The organism is Bizionia gelidisalsuginis (genome assembly GCF_008086185.1).
GTDB lineage: Bacteria > Bacteroidota > Bacteroidia > Flavobacteriales > Flavobacteriaceae > Bizionia > Bizionia saleffrena.
On sequence record NZ_VSKN01000036.1, the window covers coordinates 1 to 11,330 of the forward strand.

Consider the following 11,330-nt stretch of genomic DNA (forward strand, 5'->3'; position numbering starts at 1 on the left):
ATTACCTGGGGAGATCTCCAAAGTTACGAGTTGGCCTATTGGAGAAGTCAGCAGAAGTCATAGTACTTAAGGGAAACGAGGTGGGAGAAAAAGCCCATAGGACTCACAATTAAGGAAGGACGGAACACCGTTCTCTATTAAATTCGCATAGGAGCAAATTTTTGTAGCCTATGCTTAAAATAGTAGGTAGCTTCAATTGGTGTAAAGAGCAATTGTTGAGATGAACGTTGAACCGCCGTATACGAGACCCGTACGTACGGTGGTGTGAGAGGCGCACTGGCAATCATTCGAGTGGAAATTGGCTTATTCTCGGTTTACTTGCGTTTCTACTATTTATGCCTGCTCTATTATTTTAAGTGACTCGAAACTTCCTAAAACTTCTGTTTTTATTAAATCCCTTTATTTTTTTACCTTTTTAAGGTTGGCTTAAAAAACTCTTTAAATTCTTCTTCGTCCGCCACGTTTTAAAAATCTGAAATCGTAATTATTTCGTCAGTTTTAGATTATAATAGCAGTCATTTCCGCAATCTAATTCCCGCGCAATTCTTATAATTATATTTTGAGTTAACCATAGAAACAACTATGTTTATCTTCTCTGATAATGTCGATAATATTATCTAAATGTGTTGATTTAGGAAATGGTTCATAAAGCTCCCATTTTCCGCTTGCACGCATCCAATATAAATTCCATTCTTGTCTTGATTTATAAAATCTAATTTTTGCGAATTCAATATGTTGAATTTCTTTCGGGTTATTCCAAACAGGACGAATTTCATACAGCACAACGACTTTACCGTCATAAGAGTATCCAAAATCGAGTTTTGCACGAATTTCTGGATTTTCCGGTCGTAATGATTCCACGTACTTTTTTATAGTCGCTTCGTTTATATCAATTGTGGTATTTCTCATTCAGTTTCAATTTTTTTTGAGCTGGCGCAAATTTAATTATATCAGTTAAAATTGACCACTTAATTCCTATATTTAGAGCTATAGGAGTTGTTATTTTTTTATAGTTATTAAGGATGTCCTACAGCAATGTTGTTTATAAGCGTATCTTACTTAATAGCGCGTACAATATAGATAATACTTTTATCGTATGTTAAGGAAAACAGATCATTCTCAAAAGTTTTGTGTGAACTGAAATAAGATTAAGATTTTTATCACAAAAAAAACCTTGTAAACATAGAGTTTACAAGGTTTTTGCGGAGAATGAGGAACCAACCGCGCGTTTGTTTATTGTTGATTATTAGTAGATTAGGTGTTTTTAATAAGTAGGGTGAACCGAATAGTGAACCGATTACTTTGATTCTAAATGTATTTATTTACCATATCTTCCTCAATTCCAGCGTACTCTGAAAACTCTTTAATTGTAAGAACCTGATGATCCTTCTTGTCCAAATGTATTTTTATTTTTTTAAATAAAAGGCGACTAGAGCGCTCACTTCTTCCGGTGATGCGCATAATATCTTTTGGGTAAATACATAGTCTTTTGATGCTGCTCATACTTTATCCATACTTTATCTATAGTTGATAATGCTATCATCAATAGGTTTAAAATGGCAAAAAAGGCACTTTTCGGCATATGCGGAAAGCACTTTTGGGATTGCTTATTAAAGATACGGAGTTTTGATAAAACTAAAAAACTTAGAATTATGGCTAGACAAGTCGGTATTATCAAATTAAAGGGAACTCTGGATGATATTTCCTTTTACAAGTCAAGTGATGGGCATTTGGCGCGTACTAAAGGGGGGATTGACGCCAATCGTATTGCTAATGACCCTGCGTTTCAAAGAACGCGTGAAAATGGCTCTGAATTTGGTCGCGCTGGCAAGGCCGGCAAACTAATTAGAAACTCCATTCGTGTGTTGTTGCAAAACGCCAAAGACAAACGAGTGGTTAGCAGGTTGACCAAAGATCTGGTGGCTATTACTAAAACGGACCTTGTGAATGCAAGAGGTGAGCGTACGGTGGAGGATGGGAATTTTAATAGCCTTTTAGGCTTTGAATTCAACCTCAACGGGAAACTAGGTTCTACCTTGTTTGCACCTCTTACTGTAGCTTTCGATCGTGTGTCGGGAAATGCAGACGTTACTCTTGCGGCTTTCAGTCCGACGGTGCGTATTGCAGCTCCTTCAGGCACTACTCATTTCAATATTGTAATGGGTGCAGCAGAAGAGGACTTCGTTAATGAGACGTTTGTTTTTGAAACGACGAGCTCAGGGATTCTTCCTTACACGGCTCCAGATACGGCTCCTATCGCATTGAATGTCGCGCTTACTGCTAACTCGGTATTACCAGTTATTGAGGTGGTGGGTATTGAGTTCTATCAGGAAGTCAATGGGCAAATGTATCCGTTGAAAAACGGTGCATTCAACGCGCTTTCTGTAGCACTTGTAGACACGTTGTAAGATGGATTTATTACTCCAACGACAGTATTTTAAAGAGGGTACTAATAGTGCCCTCTTTATTAATGGACATTTTATCTGTTTTATGATTGAATTGCCCTGGCTCAATAATAAACGGCAAGTGTCTTGTATTCCGGAAGGTGTTTATGAAGTGAAACCTCGTTTTTCCAGTCGGTTTAGGGACCATTTGCAGGTTTTGGATGTGAGCCAGCGAAATTTGATTCTGATTCATCCTGCGAATGATGCTTCTAAAGAATTGGAAGGCTGTTTGGCTCCGGTAAGTCAGTTGGCAGGGATAGGAGTAGGGTGGTCTTCACGATTGGCTATGCAAAAGGTACTTTCACTTTGTCATCAAGCTTTTGAGCGCAAAGAATTTATTTCATTAACCATTAACCATTAAATCTTAAGATTATGAATTTAGTAGAACGTTATAAAAAACCGACACCGAAGTTTTTCAAGTTATTAAGAAACATCGGGATTGCACTAGCTACTGCAGGCGGTGCTATTATTGCTGCTCCGGTTAGTGTGCCAGCTATTGTTATTACCATTGCCACTTATATGACCGTGGCCGGAACTGTGGCTACAGCTGTGAGTCAGGCGGTAGTTATGGATGATGAACCAAAGCTGTCATCTCGTAAAAATAACTAATAGAAATCGTATAAATTAGGATGTCTCAAAGCGTATCACATATAAGGTTTTCCATTTTGGGAGGCACTGCTTCTTCTGTTTGGATGCGGATCTCTTCCGAAGACTTCATTAAAACAGCTGTTATGGCCGCTTTTGGGGCTGTTGTAAGTTACCTTGTTTCGCTATTGGTGAAATGCATTCATAAGCGATTAAAACGTCTCAGATTAAAAGATTAAACACATATATTAAGAGCTTCCTATGGGAGCTCTTTTTTAATTTAAATACTCTTACTTATGGACATTTCTTTAGACATTATTGATAAACGTTTTCCGCACATAGCATCGCTTTTAGAGCCCTTAATTCAGGTTCCAATACAGAAAAGGCTTCACACACAGACCCTATTGAAATACTGTCAATTACCCAACGTGCCGCCTATCTTGACGCGCGTAAATCCTCTATTTATAAATTGACATCACGTTACAACATTCCTTTTATAAAAATAGATCAGCCATTGTCTTTTCAACAGGCAGATATCGACGCTTGGTTACAGGAAGGAAAACGAATAAGTACTAAAAATATCGAGAATACAGCCCCGAAACATTATTATAAGAACGGTAGAGGCTATTCGTTTGCTTAGAGCCCTTCCTATTATTTTTAGAACGTAAAAAAAAGAAAACGCGTTTTTTGTTGGCGTGGTGATGCTGTCACGCTTTTTGTAAAAAATGGTGCTTATGGTATGCCGTTTGTAAAAAATAGAGCTGCCTTATGGGGCACTATTTTTTTCAAAACCTTTGGCTTGAGCTTTACAGCATTTTAGCGTTGGCCGATGGAAGCCAACTCTATTTGTGCCCTTTTTTATATCTTAAATTCTGTCCAAAGTGGATAGTGATCTGATATCAACCAGGATAAGCTATTATTGGTTAGCAAACGGTTTTTTAAAGCCACGTTTACAAAGTCATAATTACCTCCATTTACAAACTCCATAGATAATTTAGGTCCTTTATCATCACTATTAAACCAAGCAATTTGATCATAGTACTTTGTTTTATTGAAAATAGACCGCGTTACCTTGTCGTTTTGTAATTGCGCTGGCACATATAACCCCTCAGATAAAAATGTTTGATCTAATAAGTCGCCACGCTTATCAATATTGAAATCTCCTAACGCAATAAAGTCTTGATGATATGCATTTACATTATCTGCCCAATCCCTAAGCCACTTTGCAATGCCACGTAATTCTGGAATACGACTTTTCTTATTTTTACCGTAGAGAATGTGAAGCGTCACTAAAATAAATGTACGCTTGCCTGATTTGAAGCTTACCGCATAAGGTGATCTGACAAATTGATTTGACAATGCATTATCTTTAATTGAATCTTCCCATTCTTCAGGTACTACTAATTCACCTGCCAATCCTGAAAGTTGTACACGGCGCGTATCAAATATATATGCCATTCGTTCACCATTCCCAACTTTACCTTTGTTTACATCGGTTAGGATTAAAGACCAATTTGCCCCTAATACTTTCAAAGTATCTCTTAAAGCACGTAGGTTATCTTTTACTTCTTGTACTGCTATAACATCAAAACGTTTTATGATTTCTGCAATACATAGAATTGAATGTAAATCTCTTTTAGGTGAATCGTCATCATCGGAATCCCATTTTCGTGTTAGGTTTCCAAATGCTCTTATGTTCCAGGTTGCAATTAGAAGGTTTCTATCTAATTGTTTAGTTGGTATTTTATTATCTAAGTCCGCTTTTAGAAGTTCTAGATTCTCTTTTACTTCTGCAGGCGGTTGTTTTAGGATTGAATTCATACCTCAATATAATACTATTTGTATGTATTTACAATTGTTTGTTAAGCAGGTAATCTAAAAGGCGCGAGCCGCCTGCGAGATGAACAAGGGTGTTGTGAGTGATAGTGTGAGGTACGAGCGCTCTCGCGACAATGTTTTACACTAGGTGGCGCTTTTTTTGATTGTTTATTGGGGAGTTTATTGGTTACGTTTTTAGGTAAGGGCTGTGTGTGAGAGGCGTGTTTGACTACTGGGAAACGTGGATGGAATACACAGCTCTTACATACATAGGAGGGAAGCGGTACCCTTTTTTCTATGGTACTGCTGGAGGACTTTTTAAGTTATGATACGGTTGCTTATTACGACTTCAAAAAACGTGACACCGTTAGACCTAAAACCTAAAGCAACGGTTGCTGCTTCTAAGCAAAACGTTTCGACTTGAAATGCGTTCTTATATCACTATATATCTGGTGATTTATGTAGGCCATTACTATTGATTGATTTCTGTTTTGTTTTATCGTTTATACTGATTGCTTTGGGTTTTGGGTTGAGCCCGAAGTGACCCGCAGGCTCGCATCATATTAAATAGCGGTTTTACCCTAAACGATTAACATTGCGCTTTTAGCGCTTTCCTTATTGGGGTTTGGAGTAAAAAAGTAGCTACGGGTGAGAAAGGAGTGTAGTGTGTGCAGTAGTGCAAATACATACGACCGCGAGGACGTGTCGCCGCAGTGGTTGTATTTATGGTGTATGCAAGGCTTTAAGTTAGTAATGGATTGTAAAAGCCCTAAAGGTTGATTTTATGCTATTACCTACTTGTAATGGTAATTTGGCTTGCAGATATGCGCTATGGAACTAAATGGAGGGACTGCCGAACACCTTATTACCTGTCACTACTGTTTAATTCTACCACTGTGTTTTCTAAGGATACGGGATTGTCACTATTTTTTGTTTTACCCTCTCTATTCAGTTTATAGTAGTTCAAGGAAAGATCAAAAAACTAACGTTGATCACGTGCTATAATAAGCTACTAAAACAAGCTTTTGCAATAACAAAATCTGGAGTAATATATGATGATATTTACAGAAGTGCTTTAGTGAAAAGTTAATGAGTTTTTACTTGTTTTTTACCACAGTACTTTGTTGTGCAACGTTTTTTTGTCCGTTTAATTTAGTATCGGTATTATTCTTTCTTTAATCATATTTGAATCATCTTCCCAATCATATTCTCTGTTATCTTTCCAATTTGTAACCATCAGAACTTTCCCTTTTTTGTCAATTACAATATATTTAGACATATCATTAATATTCTCAAATTCAGGTGGTGTGATTTCTGTTAAAAATTGTTTGTATTTTTTATTAGGTCTTCCATTTTCGTCCTTTAAGTTAATTACCTTAATTTCAAATTTGGTTTTTTCTTGTATTTGTTCTAAAAATTCAATTGCTCTTAATTCTTTATCGCTATTCTCTTTTTCCATTAGCAATACATAAAAATCAAGATTATTTTCTTTTGCAAGTTTTAGTGCGTTTGGTAAATGTTTTATGCAGGGTGAGCACCAAATTCCAAAAGTATAAATCAATGTTTTTTCTTTTTCTGAATTTTCTGCTAAACAAATAATGTCATCTTTATCTACTATAAAAATTTTTTCTGACGCACTTTTTGTTAGTTCGCAATTGATACTTTGGCCAAATGATATTCCAAATGATAAAGTCAGAATTGTTATGAATATTAATCTTATATTGTTCATATTCAGGATTTTTTTAAATTACGCCTAACGTTTTTGTATATGGTTTGTTGCGGCGTTTAAGCACCTAATTTAGTAAATAAAAAACAAATATAGGTGATGAGAGTATTTTCATAAGTAGGTTGTGACCTATCAATAAACTATATACGTTGTGTGTGCCCAGTATGGGCATCTTTAACTTACAGCAAAGTAAGTAATTAATCTAGAGGGTGCAAGTCCCTTATGCGCTGGGGTAACGCCTAGAAGCATTAGTAAGTCGCAAGGGTGGTAACTGCAAAGTTACCTCTGAAGAAAGCGAGACTACAAAACTCGGTACTGACGAACAGAAACCGTATACAGAGGCCTATTTACTCGGGTAAGCAACCACATCATTGCAACGCCCAAAGTATACCAAAAGGGTAAGTAGGTAGATACGGCAGGGATTGAGTGAAAGAAGATGTCATTACCTGGGGAGATCTCCAAAGTTACGAGTTGGCCTATTGGAGAAGTCAGCAGAAGTCATAGTACTTAAGGGAAACGAGGTGGGAGAAAAAGCCCATAGGACTCACAATTAAGGAAGGACGGAACACCGTTCTCTATTACATTCGCATAGGCGCAAATTTTTGTAGCCTATGCTTAAAATAGTAGGTCGCTTCAATTGGTGTAAAGAGCAATTGTTGAGATGAACGTTGAACCGCCGTATACGAGACCAGTACGTACGGTGTGAGAGGCGCACTGGCAATCATTCGATTGTCAGCCGTCTACTCGATTATGCTACGTTATTATAGCTTGATTTTTTTTGGAATATATGTAATCCTAGCACCACAAACTGTTGCACAACCTCCACTATCTAAACAGTTTCTAATTGCACCACCAACACATCCACCATCATCTCCATCACAATATGTCGTAATTGTACCATCTTCGGTTTCACAATTAATTTGCATGGTATCTTGTATTAATTGATTTGAAGTTCCGTTGTAACCATTTTCAAAATCATTAATAAACTTAATATCGTCCACTATTTTAACATTTTTTTTAGTGAATTTCCCATTTTCTAGCACTATTTGAAATGCCACGGCTTTTTCGTTTTCATTGCCAAGTTTAGTGATTTCAGACATAATTTTATCAATTGACTGGTTATTATCAATCAACTGATTGTCGTTTAAGTCTTCAGTGTTGTCGTTACTGCAAGAACTTAAAGAAAGTGCAAAAAACAGTATCGTTGTAATTTTAATAATTGATTTCATAATTTTTGTTTTTAATTAATAAATTAATGGTTTTACTCTTATCGATTTTCAAACACACGCTCATAACGTTCTCGAATTTAATGTTTTTTAATGTCAATTAAAAATTATTTTGACTTTGGATGGTCAGTCCGTTTTTGACCGTTATGTTGGTTTTAATGTAGCATAACGGTCTTGTGTATGGTTAGTTGCGTGGTTAAGCAACTAATTTAGCAAATAAATCACAGATAGAATATTCCGCAGGAATGTTCGTAAGTCGGCAGTGACCAAGCAATTAATTATATACGTTGTGTGTGCCCAGTATGGGCATCTTTAACTTACAGCAAAGTAAGTAATTAATCTAGAGGGTGCAAGTCCCTTATGCGCTGGGGTAACGCCTAGAAGCATTAGTAAGTCGCAAGGGTGGTAACTGCAAAGTTACATCTGAAGAAAGCGAGACTACAAAACTCGGTACTGACGAACAGAAACCGTATACAGAGGCCTATTTATTCGGGTAAGCAACCACATCATTGCAACGCCCAAAGAGTATCAAAAGGGTAAGTAGGTAGATACGGCAGGGATTGAGTGAAAGAAGATGTCATTACCTGGGGAGATCTCCAAAGTTACGAGTTGGCCTATTGGAGAAGTCAGCAGAAGTCATAGTACTTAAGGGAAACGAGGTGGGAGAAAAAGCCCATAGGACTCACAATTAAGGAAGGACGGAACACCGTTCTCTATTACATTCGCATAGGCGCAAATTTTTGTAGCCTATGCTTAAAATAGTAGGTCGCTTCAATTGGTGTAAAGCGCAATTGTTGAAATGACTATTGCACCACCGTATTTACGGTGGTGTGAGAGGCGCACTGGCAATCATTCGATTGTCAGCCGTCTACTCGATTAGCAAAAGTTATTTATTCAATTTACTTCTTTCCAAATTAATTGTTTTCACAATTGCTCCTGAAATAGAATTTTTTAAATTTTCATATCTAGGTGGTGTTTTCCATTTTCCATTAATTTTCTCAACAGAGTTAGAAAAATCTTTAAAAACTATTGAATTGTCTGAAAGGTCAATAATCTCAGAATCAATTCTACAATTTCCCGTTTTTCCAGTTTCAATCATCCCATAATAACTCACTAAAAGTCCATATTGAACATCTACAATTAAAAGTTCATCTATTCCTTTGTCTTTTAAAAACCGAAGGTCATATTTATGAAACTTCTTTTTTGATGAAGATGGTTTTTCAAACTTTGTAAGTTTCTCAATGTCGTACTCGAAATCAATATCTTTTAAAGGTTTTCCTTTTGTTTTGAATATTTGTATGTATAAATCTTTTATATCATTATTTGGATTAATTTTTTTGTCCACTATCGAAAGAGGTTCTTTAAATCTTTTACCTGCTGTCAATGCCATATCTAACAATCCTTGAGCACCTTCTCTATAAACTCCTATAGAGTCAATTAAGTAAATTACTCCAACTTTTTTCTGATTAGAGTAATAATTACTCGAAAGAGGCATTTTAACAGCACAACTACTTACAGCTGTCAAGATGATCAATAATCCAAATATTTTTAATATTCTATTCATATTCTTGTTTTTAATTTTTGCCAACGGTCTTGTATATGAAAAGTAGCGCTGAAAATAAGCGGTAACTATTCGGATGAAACACAAGCCGAATTTTTAAATTTTATTAATTATTTTATTTTTGGGAATTTGTCAAATTTAAAAATTTGGCGACTTTCCAAAAATGCCCGAACCTTCCTGTTAGCAACGACTCGCGCTATTTTTTATATACGTTGTGTGTGCCCCGTATGGGCATCTTTAACTTACAGCAAAGTAAGTAATTAATCTAGAGGGTGCAAGTCCCTTATGCGCTGGGGTAACGCCTAGAAGCATTAGTAAGTCGCAAGGGTGGTAACTGCAAAGTTACCTCTGAAGAAAGCGAGACTACAAAACTCGGTACTGACGAACAGAAACCGTATACAGAGGCCTATTTATTCGGGTAAGCAACCACATCATTGCAACGCCCAAAGAGTATCAAAAGGGTAAGTAGGTAGATACGGCAGGGATTGAGTGAAAGAAGATGTCATTACCTGGGGAGATCTCCAAAGTTACGAGTTGGCCTATTGGAGAAGTCAGCAGAAGTCATAGTACTTAAGGGAAACGAGGTGGGAGAAAAAGCCCATAGGACTCACAATTAAGGAAGGACGGAACACCGTTCTCTATTAAATTCGCATAGGAGCAAATTTTTGTAGCCTATGCTTAAAATAGTAGGTAGCTTCAATTGGTGTAAAGAGCAATTGTTGAGATGAACGTTGAACCGCCGTACGTACGGTGGTGTGAGAGGCGCACTGGCAATCATTCGATTGTCAGCCGTCTACTCGATTGGCAGTAGGTTTTATTCGTTCAGTTGTATATTTTTCAGAAAGTCATTTTCAAATTCCAGAATTGACTTTTCTTTGTTTTTCATATGAGTCAAAACACTAATTAGTGGCATATCTTGGTAAAGGTAATTCAGATATTTGATTTTCTTTCCTTCTCGATTTTGAATGTACATTGTGTTTAATGTAGCATTTACTCGTTTTGTTAAATTTCTATCTTTAATTAACTTTAAAATTTCAGTTCTATATTTTTCCAATTTAGAAATGAATTCAGTTCCCTTTTCATTGTATTCGTCTCCAATAAAAAATAAATCGTTTATATATTCTTTTTTAGAAAATTCACCATCGTAACTTCTATCTTTTTCTATTTTCGGATGATTAATTAATTCCGAGTAGGTTCTGTCCAAATAAGCTAAGTATTCGCTTGTCAAATTATCGTAAACTTTTGCGGATTCATTATTAATCAGTTTGTCATTTGAAAGACTTTCCGCAATTTGAACTTTTAGCATTTCACTTGAATAAACAAATTCTTCATTTAATAATCCATACATAGAATATGGTTCGTTTTCTTGTTTGCAAGAAGATGCAATTACCAATAATACTAGGAATGTTATTTTTCTCATAGATGTTTGTTCAACTTACTGCCAACGTTTTTGTATAAGAATAGTTGCGGGTTTGTATGCGAGGATTTTCCGAAGGAAAATCAGACGTTACAAACACGTAACGACCTATGATTAAGTACTAAACCGCAATTATTTTTATACGGTGTTACAGCACGTTTTTTATTTTCCGTTTTAATTTTTTATCATTTATTTCAATAGTAATATTACCACAAATTCCTGGGAGATTAATATCACTTTTGATTATTGTAATATCATTAAGGTTATTCTGTTTAATTTGATCTAAAATATTAACACCTAATATATAATGTTTTTTGTCTAATTTTAATAAAAATAGAACTTTACATTCGTAATAGTAATCTTCACCTCTATAATCTTCGTGATTTCTATCTATTTCAACGAAACAAGTTCCTATTCTAGCATTAAACTTACTATCATAGTAAATTTTTTCCTTAATGAATTCTAATTTCAATTTTTTTGAGTTAATACTTTTGAATTTCAAAATCCATTCAGCGTTCAGCTTTTCAGTCAGAAGCGAGTCAGTTTTTATTTG

At 35.8% G+C, this 11,330-nt stretch carries 12 protein-coding genes and 1 pseudogene; 5 read left to right on the top strand and 8 right to left on the bottom strand.

Going from position 1 to position 11,330, the window contains the following annotated elements:
- Positions 1-564: 564 nt before the first annotated feature.
- Both ES677_RS14420 and ES677_RS14425 read right to left on the bottom strand, forming a co-directional pair.
- Positions 565-909 (bottom strand): DUF3024 domain-containing protein, encoded by a 345-nt coding sequence (locus tag ES677_RS14420; RefSeq protein WP_148370113.1) that lies wholly within the window; start codon positions 907-909, stop codon positions 565-567.
- Positions 910-1,308: 399 nt separating this feature from the next.
- Positions 1,309-1,503 (bottom strand): hypothetical protein, encoded by a 195-nt coding sequence (locus ES677_RS14425; protein WP_148370114.1) that lies wholly within the window; start codon positions 1,501-1,503, stop codon positions 1,309-1,311.
- A gap of 149 nt (positions 1,504-1,652) precedes the next feature.
- Between ES677_RS14425 and ES677_RS14430 the strand changes: the two genes are divergently transcribed.
- The 4 genes from ES677_RS14430 to ES677_RS15350 all read left to right on the top strand — a co-directional run bounded on the left by ES677_RS14430 (position 1,653) and on the right by ES677_RS15350 (position 3,669).
- A complete protein-coding gene (locus ES677_RS14430; RefSeq protein ID WP_148381623.1) occupies positions 1,653-2,408 on the top strand; it encodes a hypothetical protein in 756 nt (251 codons plus the stop codon).
- 1 nt (position 2,409) lies between these two features.
- Positions 2,410-2,805, top strand: a complete 396-nt coding sequence (locus tag ES677_RS14435; protein ID WP_148381615.1) for a DUF5675 family protein — start codon at positions 2,410-2,412, stop codon at positions 2,803-2,805.
- A gap of 11 nt (positions 2,806-2,816) precedes the next feature.
- On the top strand, positions 2,817-3,053 hold the full coding sequence (locus tag ES677_RS14440) for a hypothetical protein (protein WP_148381616.1): 237 nt from the start codon (positions 2,817-2,819) through the stop codon (positions 3,051-3,053).
- A gap of 445 nt (positions 3,054-3,498) precedes the next feature.
- Positions 3,499-3,669, top strand: coding sequence for a hypothetical protein (locus ES677_RS15350; RefSeq protein ID WP_170235069.1), 171 nt, complete (start codon positions 3,499-3,501; stop codon positions 3,667-3,669).
- A 218-nt stretch (positions 3,670-3,887) separates the two neighbouring features.
- Here ES677_RS15350 and ES677_RS14450 read toward each other — a convergent pair whose 3' ends face one another.
- On the bottom strand, positions 3,888-4,850 hold the full coding sequence (locus ES677_RS14450) for an endonuclease/exonuclease/phosphatase family protein (RefSeq protein ID WP_148370118.1): 963 nt from the start codon (positions 4,848-4,850) through the stop codon (positions 3,888-3,890).
- A gap of 952 nt (positions 4,851-5,802) precedes the next feature.
- Here ES677_RS14450 and ES677_RS15965 point away from each other — a divergent pair.
- Positions 5,803-5,937 (top strand): annotated as a pseudogene (locus ES677_RS15965) (IS110 family transposase); the annotation flags it as partial.
- A 57-nt stretch (positions 5,938-5,994) separates the two neighbouring features.
- On the opposite strand, the gene ES677_RS14455 reads toward ES677_RS15965, so the two are convergent.
- The 5 genes from ES677_RS14455 to ES677_RS14475 form a co-directional block, all read right to left on the bottom strand.
- On the bottom strand, positions 5,995-6,576 hold the full coding sequence (locus ES677_RS14455; protein ID WP_148381618.1) for a TlpA family protein disulfide reductase: 582 nt from the start codon (positions 6,574-6,576) through the stop codon (positions 5,995-5,997).
- Between the two features lie 758 nt (positions 6,577-7,334).
- A complete protein-coding gene (locus ES677_RS14460) occupies positions 7,335-7,802 on the bottom strand; it encodes a hypothetical protein (protein WP_148381619.1) in 468 nt (155 codons plus the stop codon).
- Positions 7,803-8,685: 883 nt separating this feature from the next.
- Positions 8,686-9,363 (bottom strand): hypothetical protein, encoded by a 678-nt coding sequence (locus ES677_RS14465; RefSeq protein ID WP_148381620.1) that lies wholly within the window; start codon positions 9,361-9,363, stop codon positions 8,686-8,688.
- An 811-nt stretch (positions 9,364-10,174) separates the two neighbouring features.
- A complete protein-coding gene (locus ES677_RS14470; protein WP_148381621.1) occupies positions 10,175-10,780 on the bottom strand; it encodes a hypothetical protein in 606 nt (201 codons plus the stop codon).
- A gap of 145 nt (positions 10,781-10,925) precedes the next feature.
- On the bottom strand, positions 10,926-11,330 hold a 405-nt coding region (locus tag ES677_RS14475), incomplete at its 5' end, for a hypothetical protein (protein WP_211357893.1).